Raw genomic sequence first — 20613 nt, forward strand, 5'->3', positions numbered from 1 at the left:
AATAAATTTTAAAAAATTCACAAAAGGGTGAAAAATGGTTTCAGGAACTAAGGAAAAAGATTTAGAAATTGCCATCGAAAAAGCCTTAACCGGCACTTGGCGTGAAAACATGGAAAATAAGCTGGGCGAGCCGAAGGCGGAATACCTGCCGTGCCATCATGGTTTTGAGCTGGCATTTTCACAGGATTTTGATGCGCAGTTTGCGATTGACACGCGCCTGTTTTGGCAATTCCTGCAAACCAGCCAAGAGGCAGAACTTGCCCGTTTTCGACAGCTCAACCCAAACGACTGGCAGCGTAAAATTCTAGAGCGTTTAGACCGCCAAATAAAGAAAAACGGCGTGTTGCACCTGCTGAAAAAAGGCTTGGATATTGATAGCGCCCATTTTGATTTGCTCTACCCCGTTCCACTTGCCAGCAGCGGCGAAAAGGTCAAGCAGCGTTTTGAACAGAATCGGTTTAGCTGTATGCGCCAAGTGCCTTATTCTGCCTCAAGCAATGAAACGGTGGATATGGTGCTGTTTGTCAATGGCTTGCCGATTATTACTCTTGAGCTGAAAAACCATTGGACGGGTCAGACGGCCATTGATGCCCAAAAACAATATCGCAACCGAGATTTAAGCCAAACGCTGTTTCATTTCGGGCGTTGTTTGGCGCATTTTGCCTTAGATACGGAAGAAGCTTATATGACCACCAAATTGGCGGGGCCTGCTACGTTTTTCTTGCCGTTTAATTTGGGCAACAACTGCGGTAAGGGCAATCCGCCGAATCCAAACGGACACCGCACGTCGTATTTATGGCAAGAGGTGTTCAGCAAAGCCAGCCTTGCCAACATTATTCAGCATTTTATGCGTTTAGATGGTTCAACCAAAGATCCGCTGGAGAAACGCTCGCTCTTTTTCCCCCGCTATCATCAATTAGAGGTGGTGCGCCGTTTGATTGCTGATGTCAGCGAACAAGGCGTGGGTAAACGTTATTTGATTCAACATTCTGCCGGTTCGGGCAAGTCTAATTCCATTACTTGGCTGGCGTATCAGTTGATTGAAGCTTATCCGCGCAATGAAAAGGCGGCAAACGGTAGAGAGGCAGACCGCCCGATTTTTGATTCGGTGATTGTCGTAACCGACCGCCGTCTGCTGGATAAGCAACTGCGCGACAATATCAAAGATTTTTCAGAAGTGAAAAACATTGTTGCGCCGGCGTTGAGTTCGGCAGAATTGCGGCAATCGCTTGAGCAGGGTAAGAAAATCGTCATCACCACGATTCAAAAATTCCCGTTTATTGTGGATGGCATCGCTGATTTGAGTGATAAACAATTTGCGGTGATTATTGATGAGGCGCACAGCTCACAATCCGGTTCGGCACACGACAATATGAACCGAGCCATCGGCAAAACGGAAGACCTTGATGCCGAAGATGTGCAAGATTTGATTTTACAAGCCATGCAATCCCGCAAAATGCGCGGCAATGCGTCGTATTTTGCTTTCACCGCCACACCGAAAAACAGCACTTTGGAAAAATTCGGCGAGAAACAGGCGGATGGTAAATTTAAGCCGTTCCACCTTTATTCCATGAAGCAAGCGATTGAAGAAGGCTTTATTTTGGATGTAATCGCGAATTACACTACTTATAAAAGTTTTTATGAGATCACTAAATCGATTGAAGATAATCCGGAATTTGATAGTAAGAAGGCACAAAGCCGTCTGAAAGCTTATGTAGAGCGTTCGCAACAAACGATTGATACTAAAGCGGAGGTGATGCTGGATCATTTTATCCAGCAAATCTTTAACCGTAAAAAGCTCAAAGGCAAAGCCAAGGGAATGGTGGTAACGCAAAATATTGAAACCGCCATTCGCTATTTTCAGGCGTTAAACCGCTTGCTGGCTGAGCGAGGCAATCCATTTAAAATTGCGATTGCGTTTTCAGGCAGTAAAGTGGTTGATGGCGTTGAATACACCGAAGCGGAAATGAATGGGTTTGCAGAAAGTGAAACCAAAGAGTATTTCGATCAAGATGAATATCGTTTGCTGGTGGTTGCCAATAAATATCTGACTGGTTTCGACCAGCCGAAATTGTGTGCGATGTATGTGGATAAGAAACTCTCCGGCGTACTTTGTGTGCAAGCTTTATCTCGTTTAAATCGCAGTGCGAATAAGTTGGGTAAACGCACGGAAGATTTGTTTGTGTTGGACTTTTTTAACAGCGTTGAAGATATTCAGCAAGCATTTGAGCCGTTTTATACTTCTACGTCGTTGTCGCAAGCAACCGATGTCAATGTCTTGCATGATTTGAAAGATCAGTTGGATGAAACCGGCGTGTATGAACAAGCGGAGGTCAACGACTTTACTGAAGGCTATTTTGCCAATAAAGACGCACAACAATTAAGCAGTATCATTGATGTAGCGGTTCAACGTTTCGACCATGAGTTGGCGCTTGAGCCAACCCAAAAAGTCGATTTTAAAATCAAGGCAAAACAGTTTTTAAAAATTTACGGGCAAATGGCCTCTATCATTAATTTTGAAAATATCGCTTGGGAAAAGCTCTATTGGTTCCTCAAATTCTTAGTACCAAAATTAAAAGTACAAGATCCGATGGATGAATTTGATGAAATTTTAGATGCTGTGGATTTAAGCTCTTACGGCTTGGCGCGCACCAAACTGAATTACAGCATTAAATTAGATGATGAAGAAACAGAGCTTGACCCACAAAATCCAAATCCACGCGGCACGCATGGTGAAGATAAAGAAAAAGATCCGATTGATGAAATTATTCGTGTCTTTAACGAAAGATGGTTTCAAGGTTGGAGCGCAACGCCGGATGAACAACGGGTGGAGTTTATCAGTACTAAAAATCGCATCTGCAAACATAAAGATTTTAAGCAGAAATATCTGAATAACCCTGATATCCATACCCGTGAATTGGCTTTTCAAGCCATTGTGAACGAGGTGATGAACGAAAGCCGCATAGCTAAATTGGAACTGTACAAACTCTTTGCCACAGATGCCGCATTTAGAACCGCTTGGACGCAGAGTTTGCAACGAGCGTTGGCTAGGTAGAAATAAAGGCCGTCTGAACGGTTGGGTTTCAGACGGCCTCGGTATCAGCGCAGGTTAAGCACCCTATCCGCTGTTTTATTTACATTTGGTCTTGGCCAAATTCACGGCGGCGGTCAGACTTTTTTCGTTGACTTCGCCGGTGATGGTTTGTTTGTAGCCGCATTTCGGCGCTTCGACGACAGTGAAGGGCAATACGCCGACGTTGTTGCCGTGGGCTTTCATGAAGTTGCGGCTGTTGGCGCCGGTGTAACGCCAAATCGGGTAGCTGACCGGTGTTTGTTTCAGGAACTTGCCGATGTTGTCGGTCGTATCCAGCGCGATGCCGACCATATCGACGCTGCCTTTTTTCTGCGCTTTGTACCATGCGGACATGGCGGGCATTTCTTTACGGCAGGGGCCGCACCAGGTTGCCCAAAGGTTGACCACGCGGACGGGGGCTTTGAGCGATTCCAGGCTTTGCGGTTTGTTGTCCTGCCAACCTGCCGTTTCATCGGCGGCAAAGGCCGGCGCAGCGGTAAAAACGGTGGCGGACAAGAGAAGGGCGGTTAAGGCTTTCATGGTTGTATCCTTGAGGTTGCCAATCGAAATTGTGTTTATTGTAAAACGGTTTGGTGGGCATGCCTACCGATTCGTATCAAGATATCAGGTAAAAAGTTTGAGTAAAAATCAGTTGCAGACGATAATAACCGCCATCATTGAATGATTTTGCAATAATACGGAGACTTTCATGTCATCTGAATTCACACTTTATCACAACCCGCGTTGCAGCAAATCGCGTGCCGCGCTGGCTTTGCTCGAAGAAAAAGGCGTTGCCGCCGACGTGGTCAAATATCTGGATACCGCGCCCGATTTGGCGACTTTGCAGGATATGTTTGCCAAACTCGGCATCGAATCGGTGCGCGGCATGATGCGCACGAAAGACGATTTGTACAAAGAATTGGGTTTGGATAATCCTGATTTGGACAATGCCGCCCTGCTTCAGGCAATTGCCGAACACCCTGCCCTGCTCGAGCGTCCCGTTTTGGTAACGCCTACGCGCGCAGCCATCGGCCGTCCGTTGGAAAACATTGCCGCCCTACTCGGCTGACGGGGTTGGATAAGGCCGTCTGAAGATGATTTCCCTGCTTAAAAGCCGCAATGGCCTGCGATATTACCTGTTTCGCGGCCTTGCTTTGAGCGTTTTGCTGGTGTGCGGTATTTTTTTGAGCGGCACATGGCAGATTTACCGGACAGGTTTGCAAACCTTGCCGAAGGACGTTCATGCCGATGCGGCGGTGGTGTTAGGTGCGGCGGCGTGGGACAAACGCCCGTCGCCGGTATTCCGTGAGCGCATCAACCATGCCATCACGCTCTACCAAAGCCATCGGGTCGGCAAAATCATTTTCACCGGCGGTACGCCCAAAAAAGGATTTATGACCGAAGCCGAAGTGGGGCGCCGATACGCGCTCAAGCAGGGCATACCGGCGCACAATATCCTGTTTGAAAACATGTCGCGCAACACTTACGAAAACCTGCGCAATATCATCCCCATCATGCACGCCAACGGAGTCGGCAGCATTATCGTTGTCAGCGACCCGTATCATTTGGCGCGTGCCGAAGAAATGGCCGCCGATTTGGGCTTGTCAGACGCGCAGTTCTCCGCCACTCCGACCACGCGCTTTGACGAGCGCAGCAAGAAAGCCAAGTTTCTGATGCAGGAGAGCTATTCTTTGTTTCTCTACCGTATCGGCAAATGGAGCGATGCGGTTTGGAATTGGATAGGTGGTTGAGCCTTCGGTAATCCATGTAAAAGGCCGTCTGAATCCTTTTAGGTTTCAGACGGCCTAAATGTATACTTACTTATTGATATTGATTTGCAGCTGCACTGCCAAAAATGACTACAGCTACAGCCAGTACCAGATAGATGACAAACAGAATCAAGGCAGCCTTGAAATAATTGGCTTTATTCGGATTGGTGTTTGAGCCGAATGCCCATACAAGCGTCATAACTATATTGACTAGCGGAATCATCAAAATCAAGTTTGTTAGCAACCATTCTTTGATGCTGACGACCGGAGCCTGAGGCTGGTCGATTTGGTTTTGTCCGTTCATACGTACCCAGTAATTTTGTTGAAAGAACAGTAATTATACTCATTAAATCTTTATCGGCATAGCATGTTCAGGCCGTCTGAATCTTCAGGCGGCCTGAGCCTATGATTTTTGCAGCCGCTATTTCAATCGGATGTAAAACGTACCGTCCGGCACGACGGGCAGGTATTTGCGGTAGAAGTCCAGATAGGTCTTGTTTGGGTCTATGTCGGCAAACTGCTGCGGATACAGAGTTTTGGCGATAAATTGCGCGCTGGCCAAATCGGTGAGCGAGCGGGAGGCGGTGTGGTAGATGCCGTAAACGCGTTTGTTTTTGACGGCAGGAATGTCTGCCCAGCCTTTGCGTTTGACAAATCCGGCCAGGCGGCGTTGCGCATCGGCCTGGCTGATGCCTATGCCCATCGCCATAATGCCAGGCTTGTCTTTATGGCCGTTTTCCGTCCCCGAAATGACGATGACGTCGGGTTTGGCCGTCAGGAATTTTTCAGGGTTTATCGGTCCCCAGTTTTTAACGTAAGGCGCGGCGATATTGTTGCCGCCTGCTGTGTCGGCAATCGCGCCCCACATATCTTTGCCGAAGGTGTAGCTGTATTCGGACGGGCCTTTGTCGCCGAACTCGATATAGATTTTCGGTTTGGACTGCTTGGCGCGCGCGACGCGTTTTTGGATATCGGCAATGCCTCGGGCGTATTCGGCGGCAATTTTTTGGGCGCGCGCCTGCGTACCGTTGAGTTCGCCGAAAATTTCCGCACTGCGCGTGTGCCGCGCGACGGTTTCGGCGTTGAAATCGACCACGACGACGGGTATGCCTGCCGCTTTAATGCGCGGCAGGTGGGTGGCGACGGCCTTATACTGCCAGTCGGCCAGAATCAATACGTCCGGCTTGAGCGCGAGCGTTTTCTCCAGTGAAAACGTGCCGGTGCTGATGTTGCCGATGTCCGCAATGTTTTGCAGCGTAGGCAGCTTCTGTTTGAACATCGCCCAGCTGCCGGGATTGAATTTCTCCCAAAACTCACGCGAAATGCCGATGACGTTTTTAAATTTGTCTGCGCCCGTTACCGCGATATAGTCGGGATAGTAAAACGCCAAAACCGCGCGTTTGACAGGGACATCGACTTTGACTTCGCGTCCCAATACGTCTTTGATAGTTTTGATTTCGGCTTGGGCAAAAATGGGCAGGAGGGAGAGGGCGGCAAATAAAGCGCGTTTGTTCATGAGCGGATACTTTCAAAGAAATGATTATCATTAGTTTTGTTTTCAGGAGAAAAGTTCCCAGACGGTCCTTCTGCGCCGACATTATTTTCAGACGGCCTTACATTGTTTAAACCTTGCCGAAAAAGTAAAATACCTGTTTTCAAAGACTCTGGAGCCATCATGACCGTCAAAACCCGTTTCGCCCCCAGCCCCACCGGCTACCTGCACATCGGCGGCGTACGTACCGCCTTGTTTTCATGGGCGTTTGCCCGCCATCATAAAGGCGAGTTCCTATTGCGTATCGAAGACACCGACTTGGCGCGCTCTACTGCCGAATCCGTCAACATCATCCTCGACGGCATGAAATGGGTCGGCCTGAACTACGACAACGCCGACAACGTCGTGTACCAAACCCGCCGTTTCGACCGCTATAAAGAAGTCATCGCCGAACTTTTAGAAAAAGGCCATGCCTACTACTGCTATTGCAGCAAAGAAGAGCTGGAAGCCATGCGCGAGAAAGCAGAAAAAGAAGGCACGGCGACGTACGATCGCCGTTGGCGTCCGGAAGAAGGCAAAACTCTGCCCGAAATCCCTGCCGACGTTCAACCCGTCGTCCGCTTCAAAACGCCTTTGGACGGCGTTACGAAATGGACGGACTTGGTCAAAGGCGAAATCTCCATCCCCAACGAAGCACTCGACGACCTGATTATCGCCCGCGCCGACGGCACGCCGACCTACAACTTCTGCGTTGTCGTGGATGACTACGACATGGGCATTACCCACGTTATCCGTGGTGACGACCATGTGAACAACACCCCGAAACAAATCAATATTTTAAAAGCCATTGGCGCCACCCTGCCCGAATACGGCCCCCTGCCGATGATTCTTAACGAACAAGGCAAAAAAATCTCCAAACGCAGCGGCGATACCGTTGCCATCACCGATTTCGGCGCAATGGGTATCCTGCCCGAAGCCATGCTCAACTATCTGGCACGCTTGGGCTGGGCGCACGGCGACGATGAATTCTTCACAATGGAACAATTTATCGAATGGTTTGATTTGAAAGACGTTTCCCCGTCTCCAAGCCGTATGGACTTGAAGAAACTCTACTGGATTAACGGCGAACATATCAAAATCACCGCTAACGAAAAACTGGCCGAAATGGTGAAACCGCGTCTCGCTCTGCGCGATATCCATGAAACAAGCAAGCCTGCTTTGGAAGACGTGTTGGCATTGGTCAAAGACCGCGCCCAAGACCTGAACACACTTGCCGACGAGTGCCTCTACTTCTACGTCAAACAAACCCCTGCCGAAGCAGACGTGCAGAAACACTGGGACGACGAAGCCGCCGCCCGTATGCTGCGCTTTGCCGAACGCCTCGAAGGGCTGGAAGACTGGACAGCTGAAGCCATCCACGACCTCTTCAAACCTTTTTGCGACGAAGAAGGCATTAAAATGGGCAAACTCGGTATGCCCCTACGCCTCGCTGTCTGCGGTACGGCGAAAACCCCAAGCGTCGATGCCGTATTGGCATTAATCGGCAAAGAAGAAGTGTTGAAACGGATTCGTTCGTAAGGCATGAATGATAAAAGGCCGTCTGAAATGTTTCAGACGGCCTTTTTATTTTGAACAGGATTTATTTATTCTTCTTCGTTCGGTTTGTTTTTATCTTTTTTGCGCCATAGGCCTTTAAACAATGCACCTGCTGCAACAGCACCAAAAATAATCAGTTTGCCGAATTTAGCCAGTAATGCGCCGGCCAAAGCTAATAATCCCAGTTTTTTTGCAGCGATACCGCCAACCAAGGCAGCCAGTCCGTATTCAGCCACTTTGTCGGTTGCGGCATTGAAATCACTGTAGCGCTTGCCTTCATTGAATTCGATATTACCCAACAATTCTTGCACAATAGGTTTGTATTGATCTATGCTTTTCAAATCGGTGATCATAGTCAATTCAATATAGCCTTCGCGTCCCAGCTGGAAAGTATTGTAGTTGATGGCAGGATTGGGATCGGGTTCGTTTTTATTCAGAACGTCAATCGACCAAATCAGACGATGGGTCTTTGCATCATATTGCGGTTTTTCTACCCAGCCGCGTGTTTCCAATTCCGGCAGGTTGCGGGAGGCACGCTCTTTATTTTGTTCCTCGGTGCCTTCTTTCAGTTGCTCGAGCATGGCCTCAACATCCCATTCTTTGGCATCATCGTCTTTGATATAGCCGGAATCGGTAAAGGTTAGGTCTACCATCCAATTAGTATCACCGTCCTCGTTTTCCGACTCGGGGAGAATCAGGCCGTAGCGGTTGGGGTCTGTGGCGTTGCCTGCTTCCCTCATCATGGCATTGGCGCGATTTTTTTTCACAAAGACCATTTTTGCAGGCAGTTTCAGTTTGGCCTGATTGCCCAAATCAACGGTTGCTGGGCCTTGGACGATCTGGTCGTCAACGTAGTTTGCGATAGAGTCTGAGGCTTGTTGCGCTTCTTGCCCGGATGCCTCGACGGCAGAAGCGGTATCAGCGTTGGCTGCAGAAGCCGGTAGGGTTTGGATAGATAGTAGGGCTGCCAAAACGGCATAGGCGAGACGGTTGCTTTTCATCATAGGGTTCTCATGAAAGAAGAATTAAAAAGATGCAGACAGCCGCAACACCATATGCTCCGGCATGACTAAAGGGTAAATTTTACAATAAATAAATCATATTTACATATTTAAATATGACTGTAATTTAAAAAATACAGGAAAGCTTTTTGACGAGAGGCAGAGCCATCATTGTGAAACTCAAAAAGGCCGTCTGAAAATTTTTCAGACGGCCTTTTATAATAAAACCAGAAAATAATGGAATAAGGCGGAGAATATGAGAAAATAATAGCCGCCTGCCTGCCACAACAGTTGATTGAATTAACTTTTATCGGCAGCCTGAATGTCCGGATTGGATAAAATAAGCCGTCAAGAACAAAGACCAACAAGCATATTATGTAAACTTGGCGGCTGAAAAATCGGCTCTGCACTTTACTTTACAAATCAACAACTTTAAAGGAAAACCCATGAAAAAAACCTTACTTGCCCTGATGATGCTATCTGCCGCCGCCGCGTATGCCGGTGAGGCGGAAGACCGTTTGCTGTCCGTCCAATCGGTTTACCGTGCCGCTTTGCATGAGCAAAACAGCAACGACAGCAAAATCATTTCCCTGCAAAGCGATTTGGAAAGCGCGCAGCGCCGTTTACAGGCCGCACAATCCGATATTGACCGTTTGAAAGGCGAAATTCAGACGGCCTTGGCTCAGAAAGAGCAGCAAAATGCCAAGCTGCAACAAGCCGGCCAGATGTTGGACGCGGCTTGGAATGCCGTTTACGGCGTAGGCGGCAGCAAGGCGAATCAATAATTTAGACATTGTATTATTTGCGTTTTATGCTTCTTTTATCATAGTTTATAAGGAAACCTCATGTCCCTACCTCCCTGCCCGAAATGCCAATCGGAATACACTTACGAAGACGGAGCTCAATACGTTTGCCCTGAGTGCGCCCATGAGTGGAACGAAGCCGATGCTGTGGCTGCCGGCGATGATGCCTTGGAAGTCAAAGATGCCAACGGCGCGGTCTTGCAAGATGGCGATACGGTAGTCTTGATTAAAGATTTGAAAGTCAAAGGCAGCTCTATGGTCATCAAGCAAGGCACCAAAGTCAAAGGCATCCGCCTGCAAGAGGGCGACCACAATATCGGTTGCAAAATCGATGGCAGCGCGATGAACTTGAAATCTGAGTTCGTCAAAAAAGCCTAAAGATTTTATTTTTGAAAGGCCGTTTGAAATCCGAAGATTAGGATTCAGACGGCCTTTATCTATTCATTCAAAATAAAATAAATATTTATTTAAAATTAAATGACTTTGATAGGGTTAAATTTCAGGCCGTCTGAAAAGCGGCGGCAAAATGTTCCGCACATACGCGGGTGCAAAACCGTTAAAATAACGCTTTCCCCTATTCTACGGAACCATTATGCCTCAGCCGACCGCCAAACAGATTTTGCACGAAGTATTCGGTTATCCCGAATTTCGTGGCAAGCAGGAGGCTATCGTCAATGCTTTGGCCGGCGGCGAGAGTTTGATGGTGCTGATGCCAACGGGCGGGGGCAAGTCTTTGTGTTACCAGATTCCGGCGCTGATGCGCGAAGGCGTGGCGGTTGTCGTATCGCCGCTGATTGCGTTGATGAACGACCAAGTGGCCAGCCTGCATGTGGCCGGGATTGAAGCAGCGGCAGTCAACAGCAGCACATCGGCAGATGAGGCACGCGATATTGCCGACAAGCTTGCCCAAGGCCGTCTGAAACTGCTTTATGTCGCTCCGGAACGCTTGGTTACCGACCGCTTTTTACGTTTTCTCGACCAACAAACCGTCAGTCTGTTTGCCATTGATGAGGCGCATTGCGTTAGCCAATGGGGACACGATTTCCGCCCCGAATATCAACAGCTCGGCTTGCTTGCCGAACGCTATCCGAACGTCCCGCGCATCGCCCTGACCGCTACCGCCGATGCGGCCACGCGAGCCGACATCAAGCATTATCTGCACTTGGACAATGCGCCCGAATTTATCTCCAGCTTTGACCGTCCGAATATTTATTATCAGGTTATCGAAAAAAATAATGGCAAAAAACAATTGCTGGATTTCATCCGCAAGCAGATGCATGGGCAAAGCGGCATTGTGTATTGCTTAAGCCGCAAAAAAGTCGAGGATGTGGCGCAGTTTTTGTGTGAAAACGGCTTGGAGGCGATTCCGTATCATGCCGGTTTGAGCATGGACGTGCGCGAGGAAAACCAACGCCGCTTTACGCATGAAGACAATATTATTGTGGTGGCGACCGTGGCGTTCGGTATGGGCATAGACAAACCCGATGTGCGCTTTGTCGCCCATCTCGATATGCCCCAAAGTGTCGAACATTTCTATCAGGAATCGGGGCGCGCCGGCCGGGACGGGCTGCCTGCCGTGAGCTGGCTGTGTTACGGTTTGAACGATTGGGTGTTGCTGCGCGAACGGATTGCCGAGGGCAACAGCGACGAGGTGCAAAAGCAAATCGAAATGCAAAAACTCGATGCCATGCTTTCCGTCTGCGAAACCGCCGCCTGCCGCCGCGTACTGCTGCTCAAACATTTCGGCGAAGAATCCGAACCCTGCGGCCATTGCGACAACTGCCTGCATCCGCCCGTGCGGTTTGACGGAACGGTGTTGGTGCAAAAATTACTCAGCTGCGTGTACCGCGCCGGACAACGTTTTGCCGCCGGTTACATCACCAACCTTTTGCGCGGCAAAAGCGACGATTGGATACAGCGCAACGGCCATGACAAGTTATCCACATTCGGCATCGGCAGCGAACAGACCGACAAAGAATGGCGCAGCGTCATCCGCCAGTGCATCAGCTTGGGCTATCTCACCGTCAATGTCGAGCAGCACCAAGCCCTGCAGTTGACCGAAGCGGCAAAAAAAGTCCTCAAGGGCGAAACCGAAGTCATGCTGCGCCCCCTGCGCCGAGAAAAAACGGCCACCCAAAAGCCGAAAGACGATTGGTTGCGTACCGAGCGCGAAGAGCGTTTGTGGCAGGCATTGCGCCAATGGCGGCAACAACGCGCCCGGGCAGAGGAAGTGCCGGCCTATGTGGTTTGCGGCGACAAAACCCTGCGCGATATTGTCGAGAAAATGCCCCGAAGTTTGGAGGATTTACATCAAATCTACGGCTTGGGCGAGGCGAAAATCAATAAATTCGGTTTGGAGATACTCGACGTTTGCGAAACTGCCGAAGCCGGTACGGTTTCCACAGACAGCGCACAAGTTATCCACAGCTTGGACGAGCGCGAACAGGTCTTAAAACAGGCTTTGGAAACTTGGCGCGAGCAGCAGGCAAGTGCCGATCAAGTAACGCTGGGTACGGTATTCTCCAACGAAAGCATGGACGATTTGCTGACCAATACGCCTGCCGAACCCATCGACCTTTTGGGCATGTATAAACTCGGCGAAAAACGTATCGAGCAATACGGAGAGGGCATTTTAAACATCTGCCGCCCGTTTTCAGACGGCCTGAGCGAAGAGGATAAACGCAAACGCCGATTGATGCGCCGTCTGCTTCAGTGGAACATCGATACTGCCCGCCATGAAGGCCTCGAAGCCTATCAGATATGCAGCAAAGTTACCCTACGCGCGATTGCCGCCCGACGGCCGCAAGATTTGGCGGAGCTGGCGGAAATCCACGGCATGAATGCGGAGAAAACCGACAAATATGGCGCGGAAATTGTCGAATTGTGCAAACAAGCGGATTAATTGATCGCGTTTATTGTCAAAGGCCGTCTGAAGCCCAATCAAGCATGGTGTTTCAGACGGCCTTTTTGAAATTTTAATCTTTATAAAACAATGAATAAGAAAATAACTTTATTTGTTTTGTCAGTTTTCCAAAGCTGTCTCGTCTAAACAGGCATGAAATATGGGATGGTGCCGATTGATTTTTCGTCCCAGCCCATTTGACACACATCGATAAGGAAAATAAATGAACACCTCAGCCAACCCCTCTTGGCAGGCCGCTTTCGGCTTGTTGACGCTCAGGCTTTTTGCCGCGTATGAATTTCTTGAGTCCGGCCTGGAAAAATGGAACGGGGAAAACTGGTTTGCAGATATCAACAGTCAATTTCCCTTTCCATTCAATTTGTTGCCGGATACGGTCAACTGGAATTTGGCCATGTGGGCGGAACTGGTTTTGCCTGCGCTGCTCATCGTCGGCTTGGCAACGCGGCTGTCCGCACTGGGATTGATGGTTGTAACGGCTGTCGCATGGTCTGCGGTACATGCCGGCTTGGGGTACAATGTGTGCGACAACGGTTATAAAATGGCACTGATTTATTTGGTGGTTTTATTTCCTGTCCTATTGCAGGGCGCAGGCCGTCTGTCTTTGGATGCCCTGCTGAAGAAACGCTGTTACCGCATCAAGCATTTTCTTTAATGATTCACGGTCGCGGGCCGACTTTAAATGCCCGATATTATCCCTTGATTTGTTTAAACCCATATTTTTAAAAGGAAGTTAAAATGAAAAAAAATGTAGCTGCTGCTCTGGCCGGTGCACTGTCCCTGTCTCTGGCTGCCGGCGTTGTTGCCGCTGATAAACCGTTAAGCAGCAAAGCAGGTGTTCAAAAATCTGCTCAAGGCTCTTGCGGTGCGGTTAAAGCCGGTGAAGGTTCATGCGGTGCAAGCGCTGTTTCTAAAGCAAGCGAAGGCAAATGTGGCGAAGGCAAATGCGGTTCAACCGTGGAAAAAACTCACGCTAAAAAAGGCAAAGCATCTAAAGCCAAAGCTGCCAAAGTAGTAGAAGGCAAATGCGGCGAAGGTAAATGCGGTTCTAAATAATCCTGCAATATACCTTTAACAAAGTCGCATTTTATAAACGAAAATGCGACTTTGTCGTTCATACGGCACCATAACAGGACATCACCATGATTCAACATGCAGGCTTGGGCTACCGCCGCGACTTGGCGGAAGACTTCCTCTCGCTTTCAGACGACAGCCCGATACGCTTTATCGAAGCCGCCCCCGAAAACTGGCTGAAAATGGGCGGCAGGGCGCGCAAACAGTTTGACCGCGTGGCAGAACGGCTGCCGCTGGCGTTGCACGGATTATCCATGTCATTGGGCGGACAAGCCCCACTGGATACCGACTTGATAGACGGAATCAAAGAAATGATGCGCCGTTATGACTGCACGTTTTTCTCCGACCATTTGAGCTATTGCCACGACGGCGGTCATCTTTACGATTTGTTGCCGCTGCCTTTCACCGAAGAAATGGTGCAACATACCGCGCGCCGTATCCGCGAAGTGCAAGACCGATTGGGCTGCCGCATCGCCGTAGAAAACACCTCCTACTACCTGCATTCCCCGCTTGCCGAAATGAACGAAGTCGAGTTCCTCAACGCTGTTGCCCGTGAAGCCGACTGCGGCATTCATTTGGACGTGAACAATATTTACGTCAACGCCGTCAATCACGGCCTGTTGTCGCCTGAAGCCTTTTTAGAAAATGTGGACGCAGAGCGCGTGTGCTATATCCACATTGCCGGACACGACGTGGAAACGCCGGAATTGTTGATTGATACGCATGGCGCGGCGGTTTTGCCGACGGTTTGGGACTTGCTCGAACTGGCCTATGCCAAGCTGCCGACAATTCCGCCCACACTGTTGGAACGCGATTTCAATTTCCCGCCTTTTGCCGAACTCGAAGCCGAAGTCGCCAAAATCGCCGACTATCAAACGCGTGCCAGAAAGGAATACCGTCGTGCAGCCTGAAACCTCCGCCCAATACCAACACCGCTTTGCCCAGGCCATACGCGAAGGCAAAGCCGCCGCCGGATTGCCGCAAGAGCGGTTGAACGTCTATATCCGCCTGATACGCAACAATATTCACAGCTTTATCGACCGCTGCTATACCGAAACGCTGCATTACTTTGACAGCGAAGAATGGGGCCGTCTGAAAGAAGGTTTCGTCCGCGACGCACGTGCCCAAACGCCCTATTTTCAAGAAATCCCCGGCGAGTTCCTCCGATATTGCCAAAGCCTGCCGCTTTCAGACGACCTCTTGGCATTGATGGACTTTGAACACACCCAGCTGCTCGCCGAAACCGCTCAAACCGACAGCCAAGCAGTCCATACAGATTCAGACGATTTAGCGTATACCCTTTCTCCCACCGCCTTTGTGCGCCGTTATCCGTATGATGTGACCGACGAATTGCAGGAGGCGGAAACTGCCGTTTTGGTGTGGCGCGATAAGGAAGACGACGTGATGTATCAAACGCTCGACGATTTTGACGCATTATTGCTGGAAACGCTGGCAGAGACGCCCACTTCCCTAAACGGCCTGCAAACCATGCTGGCAGAGTTCATGCCGTCTGAAAACGCTTGGCAGGACGCATTAAGGCAGAAATGGACGGATTGGCTGAAACAGGGCATTTTGGTTGCGGCATAAATCAAGGCCGTCTGAAACGGGCGCAGTCGGTTTCGGTAAAACAAAAATACTACTGAAATCGTTTATAGATTCAATCGCATGCTCTTGCCGTATCAGCGTAAAATCAAAAGTATATTGATCATTCCTTTCATTCTGATACATTATGGCCCTACCCGAACTGACCGATGCCGAGCTTGCCGAATCCCGTAAACTGCTGCTGCGCTTTGCCCATATCCAGCTTCCCGACCGCCCCGATTTGGCGGAAGACCTCGTACAGGAAACCATGCTTTCCGCCTACCGTGCGGCCGAGGGTTTTAAAGGCAGCGCCCAAGTGAGCAGCTGGCTGTTTGCAATCTTAAAAAACAAAATTACCGACTGCCTGCGCCAAATCGGGCGGCAACGCCAAGTTTTCGTCACGCGCGACGAGGAAGCCTTGGATGAAGCCTTTGAAGGACATTTTGTCGCCGACGGGCATTGGACGGACGAAGGACAGCCTCAGGGTTGGGACTCGCCCGAAGCCAGTTTGAACAATAAAGAGTTCTACCAAGTTTTACAGACCTGCCTCTACCATCTGCCGGAAAACACCGCCCGCGTGTTTACCATGAAAGAAATTCTCGGTTTTTCAAGCGATGAAATCCGCGAACAATGCGGCATCAGCCATGCCAACTACCACACCATCATGCACCGCGCGCGCGAAACCTTGCGCCAGTGCCTGCAAATCAAATGGTTCTCCCATGCCTGACAGGAAAACGCCATGAAAAAATGCCGCAAAATAACCGATCTGATTTCCAAACAGCAAGACCAAGTGCGTCTCAGTCTTTTTAACCGCATTGCCCTTGCCGTGCACCTGTCGCTCTGCCCCCGTTGCCGCGAATATAAGAAACAGCTCGAATTAATCAGCAACGCCATGCACAAGATATTTCGATGATTCAAAAAAGGCCGTCTGAAACCCACCCCTGTCAGTTTCAGACGGCCTTTTTGTATCTGCTTAATTTATCGCTAACCTTGAATAAGCCATGGTTTGCCACTCACTTTTTTAGCAGTATTTGTTTTCAAACTTGCGCCGTTGTCCTTTGTCTTTTGAGGCATGGGAGAAAGATTCTGATACGGTAGAACAAGATAAAGGCTGTCTGAAAGATAGATTTCAGACGGCCTTTTTCACGGCTTTTAGTGTTGTTCTTCCGGCTCGGGTTCGTCTTTGCCGAACCAGTTGTCAAAGCGGATGGTGTATTTCAACTCGCCGCCGGAGGAGCGCGTGCCGATGCGGGCAACGGCTTGGATGGCGCGGGTTAGTTGGTACACGAGTTTGACGGATTGTTCGGCGCTGGAGATGCCGTATTCGTAACCTGCGTAGAGGTTGTTGGTAAGCTGTTTGCCGACGGTCAGGACTTGTTCGGCAGGGTTGAGCTCGCCGGTTTGGGCGTTGCGGCTGCGTTTGCTGGTAAAGCCCAAATCATCGACAAGGCCGATGCGGTCGTTGACTTGGCCGGCAAGCAGCGCGCTGGCGGCCGCAGAGAGCGTGGCATTGTCACCGTCGCTGCCGCTGCTGGCACGGTTGAGGATGAGCCAGGAGAGTTTGTCTTTTTCACTCATGGCTTCCTTGGCAACCAAGGTCACACGCGGATTGCTGAGGCTGCCGAGGACTTCGACACCTGCACCGACCGGGGAGAGACGGCGTTCGGCACGGATGTTGAGGTTTGGATTGGTCAGCGGGCCGACAAAGGAAACCGATCCTTTGGTGATGTCGAGGTCTTGACCGTAGGCTTTGTAGCGGCCTTTGACAACGCGCACGGTACCGACGCCTTGGACGGCTTCGCCCGGACGGGACGTGATGGCCAGTTTGCCACCGATGGTAACGTCTGCGCCGTAGCCGACAAAACGGACATTGTCGTTGATGTTCAGGGTAAGGTTCATGTTGATGGGCGTGGTGGCCGTTGCTTCTTTTTTGGTTTCGCCCAGTACGACCACGTCGTCGTCGAGGGTCGGCATGGAGGATTTTTGCGAACCGAACATGCCGTAGTCGGTGTTGAGCGTGCCGTTGAGCGATATGCCTTTTTCCGGATTGTAGAGGACTTTGGCCGCGCCGGAGAGTTGCAGTCGGCGGTTTGGACGCGAGAGGGTGCGGTATTTGTCGAAGACGATGTCCACGTCGACATCGGGGTTGGCGTTGGCAAGGTTGACCGCGCCTTTGAGCTCAATCGTGCCGCCACGGTGGAATTTGAGGCTGTCGATCACCCATTTTTGACCCTGCAGGCGCGAACGCAATACGCCGTTGTCGAGAATCAGGCCTTGGGTTTGATGGCGGTAATAGAGGTTGTCGCCGTTAATCAGGCCGCTCAGTTGCGGATCGTTCAGACGGCCTGCCAAGTTGACGGCGGCGTTCAGACGGCCTTTGAGAGTCTGGCCGACGGGCAGGAAATTGCGGAAGACTTCGAGGTTGGCAACGTTCAGGTTGAGCTTGCCGCTCAGAGGGGCGGTGTCGAAGCTGGTACCCTGACCGATGTTGACGGTACCGTCTGCTCGGCCGTAATTGGTTTGGAGGTTGAGGTTGCTGTTGACGGTGGGCGAACCGAGTCGGCCGCCGATGGTGGCGGTCGCGTTCAGACGGCCTGCAATGCCTTGGGCTGTGGCCGGCATAAAGGGTTTGAGCGAGCCCAAATCGGGAACGCTGATATTGACTTTGCCGCTGACGGGGGCGTTGTTGATGTTGTTGCCAAACTGTTGGGCGATGCCGAGTGTGCCGTCAACTTTGCCGAAACGGGTGTTGCCTTCCAGCGTGCTGTCGATGCGGCCGTTTTGGAAACGGGTGCGCAGGGCGAGCGCGGAAAGTCCCAAAGGCTGTTTGTTTTTCGGGTCTTTGCTCGGCAGAATGATGTCGCCGCCTTGTCGGTTGATGTTGAGGAAGCCGCGCGCGTTTTGACTGTACGCCAAATCCCAGTCGCCGCCCAAGATGAGGTTGTGTTCGATGGGCGGGGTGTAGAAGTTGTGCAATTCGGTAATGTGCAGATTTTGTGCGCTGCCTTTACTGGTAATGCCGGCTTTTTTGTCCCAAACGAAATTTTGCAGGTTGAGGCTGCCGCCCATGGCCGCCCAGCGTGCGCTGCTGAGGGAAACGCGTTCGCTGCCGGCTTCGAGGTTGAGGCGGTTTTGCAGTTTGAGGTTAAACGCGCCGCTAATGTCGAGCGTGTCAACCGTGCCTTTCCATTGGGTTTGGTCTTTGTTGAGGCCGCCGGCGGCATCGAGGTCGAGCTTGTAGCGTTTGTTGTCCACCGCCATGTTGCTGTTGCCGCGGATGTGGTGGTGAGAACCGGTGCCGCTGATGAGCAGGTTGACGTTGTCGATCATGGCCGCGCCGCCGGAGACGGCGATGTGTTCGCCTTTAATATCGGCACTCAACGGACGGTTGGTATCGGGCGAACCTTTGAGCTTGAAGTCGAGGGTGCGGATGTTGACGGTATCGGCGACTTTGAAGTTGCGCGCTTCGCCGTTCAAATCGGCTTCAAGGGTTTTGAGGCCGTCTGAAAAACTGCCGGAGATGTAGCCGCGCGCGTTGAGCAGGCCGCCCAAGCCGAAGCCGAAACGCGACAAATCGGGGGCGGTAATGTTGAGGTTGAGGCGGTCACCTTTTTTGCCGAAGCTGCCGTTGGTTTTGACGATGTTGCTGCCGAGGGTCAGGTCGGTCAGGGCGCGCGAGAGGTGTTTGTTTTCATAGGCGACGTCGGCTTTGCCGCTGAGCGGAACGCCGTTGAGCGTACTCGGTGCAAACTGCATTTTGCCGGCGAATTTTTCTTGCGCCAGTATGCCGGTCAAGTTGATGTTGCCGTTGACGCTGCCTTGCGGAAGCTGCGGATCGATGCGCGCAGGGTTGAAGGCTTTGCTGACGATGTCCAGTTGCAGTTTGCGGTCTTTGAAGAGTTCGAGCGAACCTTTTGCGTTGAGTTCGCCGCCGTTTTGCGGAACCAGGCGGACTTTGTCGAGCTTGAGCGTGCGCTGGCCGAGCTGTTTGTCGGTTTGGAAAAACAGCATGCCGTCTGTGCGCGCGAATCCGCTGTCGAGATTCCAGTTGACGACGGGGGAGGAGGTTTCGCCTTTGACGTCGATGCTGCCGTTCAGACGGCCTGCAATGTTTTGACGGACGAAGTCGTCTGCGCCGGTATTGTTGATGCCCAGTGCGAGTTTGAGCTGGTCTTGGGCGGTATCGATAGAGCCGGATACATCAATGCTGCCGTCTTTGAGCAGACCGACGCCGATGTCTTCGATTTTGACCGTGCCTTTGTCGTCAACGATGAATTCGCCGAGGATGCGTTTGACGGGGATATGGTTTTCATCGGCAAAACCGGCTTGGTCGTTTTCCAAGTCAATCGAGCCTTCCAACGCAACGCCGTCAGTAAAGGACGGAATGGTGGTGGCGTCGAAATTCAGGCGCGCTTTGGGCAGGGTGGGCAGGAAGGCCTGCGGATTGATGTTGGAACCTTTAACCAGGATTTCGCCGACGGTTTCGTTGAGGCTGTCGGCGAATGGGTGGATGGTGGATTTGGCAGACAAATGAACGTTGTCGCCGTCGAGCAGCAGGTCGGTGTACACGTCTTGCAGACTGCCCCACAGGCGCACCGTGCCGTGTATGGTTTCGCCCTCAAGCTGGCCTTTGGTGTAGATGGCAGTATTGAGGACGTAGGGTTTATTCAAACCGAGCACCACCGCGCCTGTCGAGCTGCTCCAGGGCGTATCGGCGGTTTTGATGTGGAGGCGGTGTTCTTTTTTGTCGTAATGGTAGGCCGCGTGCAGATGGTCGAGATAGACGGTCTGCTTGTCAAAACGCTTGCCCACGCTGATTTTGCCGGTTTCCAAACGGTCGAGATAGGTGGTAACGGGCAGGTCTATGCTGTCGGGCAGGCCTTTTGAAGGCTCTTCTTCTTTGGGCGGCGTGCGCTTGGTCACAATGGCGATGTCGCCGGCCACGACTTCGGTAATGTGCAAAGACGGACGGAACAGCTCGGACGGTTTCCAATCAAAGCGGAAGCTGCTGATTTTGACATCCGCACCGTCTGTTTCAATCAACCATTTGTCGCCTTCAAAACCTTCAATCAGCGTGCCTTTCAGTGTGTCCGAAGAGATTTTGACGCCGAACCATGATGGGATCTTGTACAAACCGAAACGCAAACCCGATTCCGTACCGACCAGCCAGCCGATTGCGCCGGCAGAAACGGTCAATACGCTCAAGGCGGACAGGACAAAGCCGCGCAACAGGCGTTTTTTGCGCTTTGGCGGGGCGGGCTGTTGTTCAGACGGCGTGGAAGTGTTTGCAGTATCGGTCATGAT

At 51.1% G+C, this 20613-nt stretch carries 18 protein-coding genes; 13 read left to right on the forward strand and 5 right to left on the reverse strand.

The features are described from left to right. Positions 1–34: 34 nt before the first annotated feature. On the forward strand, positions 35–3055 hold the full coding sequence (locus HMPREF2608_RS09105) for a type I restriction endonuclease subunit R (RefSeq protein WP_070826709.1): 3021 nt from the start codon (positions 35–37) through the stop codon (positions 3053–3055). Positions 3056–3130: 75 nt separating this feature from the next. Here HMPREF2608_RS09105 and HMPREF2608_RS09110 read toward each other — a convergent pair whose 3' ends face one another. Then, complete coding sequence (locus tag HMPREF2608_RS09110) at positions 3131–3613, reverse strand: TlpA disulfide reductase family protein (RefSeq protein ID WP_049349226.1); 483 nt, start codon at positions 3611–3613, stop codon at positions 3131–3133. A 169-nt stretch (positions 3614–3782) separates the two neighbouring features. Here HMPREF2608_RS09110 and arsC point away from each other — a divergent pair, with 169 nt between their 5' ends. Next, entirely contained in the window at positions 3783–4142 is a 360-nt protein-coding gene (gene arsC / locus HMPREF2608_RS09115; RefSeq protein ID WP_070826710.1) for an arsenate reductase (glutaredoxin), read from the forward strand. A 25-nt stretch (positions 4143–4167) separates the two neighbouring features. Beyond that, positions 4168–4824 (forward strand): YdcF family protein, encoded by a 657-nt coding sequence (locus HMPREF2608_RS09120; protein ID WP_070826711.1) that lies wholly within the window; start codon positions 4168–4170, stop codon positions 4822–4824. A 70-nt stretch (positions 4825–4894) separates the two neighbouring features. Here HMPREF2608_RS09120 and HMPREF2608_RS09125 read toward each other — a convergent pair whose 3' ends face one another. Together HMPREF2608_RS09125 and HMPREF2608_RS09130 are read right to left on the reverse strand one after the other, a co-directional pair. Continuing rightward, on the reverse strand, positions 4895–5146 hold the full coding sequence (locus tag HMPREF2608_RS09125; protein ID WP_070826712.1) for a hypothetical protein: 252 nt from the start codon (positions 5144–5146) through the stop codon (positions 4895–4897). Between the two features lie 117 nt (positions 5147–5263). After that, positions 5264–6358, reverse strand: coding sequence for an ABC transporter substrate-binding protein (locus tag HMPREF2608_RS09130; RefSeq protein ID WP_070826713.1), 1095 nt, complete (start codon positions 6356–6358; stop codon positions 5264–5266). Positions 6359–6517: 159 nt separating this feature from the next. Here HMPREF2608_RS09130 and gltX point away from each other — a divergent pair, with 159 nt between their 5' ends. Beyond that, positions 6518–7912 carry a glutamate--tRNA ligase gene (gene gltX / locus HMPREF2608_RS09135; protein ID WP_070826714.1) on the forward strand — a complete coding sequence of 465 codons (1395 nt, stop codon included), beginning with the start codon at positions 6518–6520 and terminating at the stop codon, positions 7910–7912. Between the two features lie 65 nt (positions 7913–7977). On the opposite strand, the gene HMPREF2608_RS09140 is transcribed toward gltX, so the two are convergent. Continuing rightward, positions 7978–8934: a DUF2167 domain-containing protein gene (locus HMPREF2608_RS09140; protein WP_070606476.1), complete on the reverse strand. Its 957-nt coding sequence runs from the start codon at positions 8932–8934 to the stop codon at positions 7978–7980. 443 nt (positions 8935–9377) lie between these two features. Between HMPREF2608_RS09140 and HMPREF2608_RS09145 the strand changes: the two genes are divergently transcribed. From HMPREF2608_RS09145 to HMPREF2608_RS11400, 9 genes are all read left to right on the forward strand, one after another. Then, positions 9378–9716: a hypothetical protein gene (locus HMPREF2608_RS09145; RefSeq protein ID WP_004519158.1), complete on the forward strand. Its 339-nt coding sequence runs from the start codon at positions 9378–9380 to the stop codon at positions 9714–9716. Between the two features lie 60 nt (positions 9717–9776). After that, a complete protein-coding gene (locus HMPREF2608_RS09150) occupies positions 9777–10112 on the forward strand; it encodes a zinc ribbon domain-containing protein YjdM (RefSeq protein ID WP_070734955.1) in 336 nt (111 codons plus the stop codon). Positions 10113–10326: 214 nt separating this feature from the next. Next, complete coding sequence (gene recQ / locus HMPREF2608_RS09155; protein ID WP_070826715.1) at positions 10327–12636, forward strand: DNA helicase RecQ; 2310 nt, start codon at positions 10327–10329, stop codon at positions 12634–12636. Positions 12637–12859: 223 nt separating this feature from the next. Further along, on the forward strand, positions 12860–13309 hold the full coding sequence (locus HMPREF2608_RS09160; RefSeq protein ID WP_070826716.1) for an HvfX family Cu-binding RiPP maturation protein: 450 nt from the start codon (positions 12860–12862) through the stop codon (positions 13307–13309). A gap of 83 nt (positions 13310–13392) precedes the next feature. Beyond that, entirely contained in the window at positions 13393–13710 is a 318-nt protein-coding gene (locus tag HMPREF2608_RS09165; protein WP_003686668.1) for an HvfA family oxazolone/thioamide-modified RiPP metallophore, read from the forward strand. A gap of 86 nt (positions 13711–13796) precedes the next feature. Next, the gene (locus HMPREF2608_RS09170; protein ID WP_070826717.1) at positions 13797–14639 is read left to right on the forward strand and encodes an HvfB family MNIO-type RiPP peptide maturase; all 843 of its coding nucleotides are present in this window, start codon (positions 13797–13799) and stop codon (positions 14637–14639) included. Continuing rightward, complete coding sequence (locus HMPREF2608_RS09175) at positions 14629–15315, forward strand: HvfC family RiPP maturation protein (protein WP_070826718.1); 687 nt, start codon at positions 14629–14631, stop codon at positions 15313–15315. The genes HMPREF2608_RS09170 and HMPREF2608_RS09175 overlap by 11 nt, the downstream gene beginning before the upstream one ends. Before the next feature lie 142 nt (positions 15316–15457). Next, positions 15458–16036, forward strand: coding sequence for a sigma-70 family RNA polymerase sigma factor (locus HMPREF2608_RS09180; protein ID WP_070826719.1), 579 nt, complete (start codon positions 15458–15460; stop codon positions 16034–16036). Between the two features lie 12 nt (positions 16037–16048). Next, on the forward strand, positions 16049–16222 hold the full coding sequence (locus HMPREF2608_RS11400; RefSeq protein WP_141745160.1) for an anti-sigma factor family protein: 174 nt from the start codon (positions 16049–16051) through the stop codon (positions 16220–16222). Positions 16223–16461: 239 nt separating this feature from the next. Here HMPREF2608_RS11400 and HMPREF2608_RS09185 read toward each other — a convergent pair whose 3' ends face one another. Beyond that, a complete protein-coding gene (locus tag HMPREF2608_RS09185; RefSeq protein ID WP_070826720.1) occupies positions 16462–20610 on the reverse strand; it encodes a translocation/assembly module TamB domain-containing protein in 4149 nt (1382 codons plus the stop codon). Positions 20611–20613: the final 3 nt, after the last annotated feature.

Source organism: Neisseria sp. HMSC064D07, assembly GCF_001837185.1.
Lineage (GTDB): Bacteria > Pseudomonadota > Gammaproteobacteria > Burkholderiales > Neisseriaceae > Neisseria > Neisseria flavescens_C.

Bases quoted from the DNA above. Each gene is read 5' to 3' on its own strand.
- HMPREF2608_RS09105 (WP_070826709.1), top strand. From the start codon at position 35: ATGGTTTCAGGAACTAAGGAAAAAGATTTAGAAATTGCCATCGAAAAA.
- HMPREF2608_RS09110 (WP_049349226.1), bottom strand. From the start codon at position 3,613: ATGAAAGCCTTAACCGCCCTTCTCTTGTCCGCCACCGTTTTTACCGCT.
- arsC (WP_070826710.1), top strand. From the start codon at position 3,783: ATGTCATCTGAATTCACACTTTATCACAACCCGCGTTGCAGCAAATCG.
- HMPREF2608_RS09120 (WP_070826711.1), top strand. From the start codon at position 4,168: ATGATTTCCCTGCTTAAAAGCCGCAATGGCCTGCGATATTACCTGTTT.
- HMPREF2608_RS09125 (WP_070826712.1), bottom strand. From the start codon at position 5,146: ATGAACGGACAAAACCAAATCGACCAGCCTCAGGCTCCGGTCGTCAGC.
- HMPREF2608_RS09130 (WP_070826713.1), bottom strand. From the start codon at position 6,358: ATGAACAAACGCGCTTTATTTGCCGCCCTCTCCCTCCTGCCCATTTTT.
- gltX (WP_070826714.1), top strand. From the start codon at position 6,518: ATGACCGTCAAAACCCGTTTCGCCCCCAGCCCCACCGGCTACCTGCAC.
- HMPREF2608_RS09140 (WP_070606476.1), bottom strand. From the start codon at position 8,934: ATGATGAAAAGCAACCGTCTCGCCTATGCCGTTTTGGCAGCCCTACTA.
- HMPREF2608_RS09145 (WP_004519158.1), top strand. From the start codon at position 9,378: ATGAAAAAAACCTTACTTGCCCTGATGATGCTATCTGCCGCCGCCGCG.
- HMPREF2608_RS09150 (WP_070734955.1), top strand. From the start codon at position 9,777: ATGTCCCTACCTCCCTGCCCGAAATGCCAATCGGAATACACTTACGAA.
- recQ (WP_070826715.1), top strand. From the start codon at position 10,327: ATGCCTCAGCCGACCGCCAAACAGATTTTGCACGAAGTATTCGGTTAT.
- HMPREF2608_RS09160 (WP_070826716.1), top strand. From the start codon at position 12,860: ATGAACACCTCAGCCAACCCCTCTTGGCAGGCCGCTTTCGGCTTGTTG.
- HMPREF2608_RS09165 (WP_003686668.1), top strand. From the start codon at position 13,393: ATGAAAAAAAATGTAGCTGCTGCTCTGGCCGGTGCACTGTCCCTGTCT.
- HMPREF2608_RS09170 (WP_070826717.1), top strand. From the start codon at position 13,797: ATGATTCAACATGCAGGCTTGGGCTACCGCCGCGACTTGGCGGAAGAC.
- HMPREF2608_RS09180 (WP_070826719.1), top strand. From the start codon at position 15,458: ATGGCCCTACCCGAACTGACCGATGCCGAGCTTGCCGAATCCCGTAAA.
- HMPREF2608_RS11400 (WP_141745160.1), top strand. From the start codon at position 16,049: ATGAAAAAATGCCGCAAAATAACCGATCTGATTTCCAAACAGCAAGAC.
- HMPREF2608_RS09185 (WP_070826720.1), bottom strand. From the start codon at position 20,610: ATGACCGATACTGCAAACACTTCCACGCCGTCTGAACAACAGCCCGCC.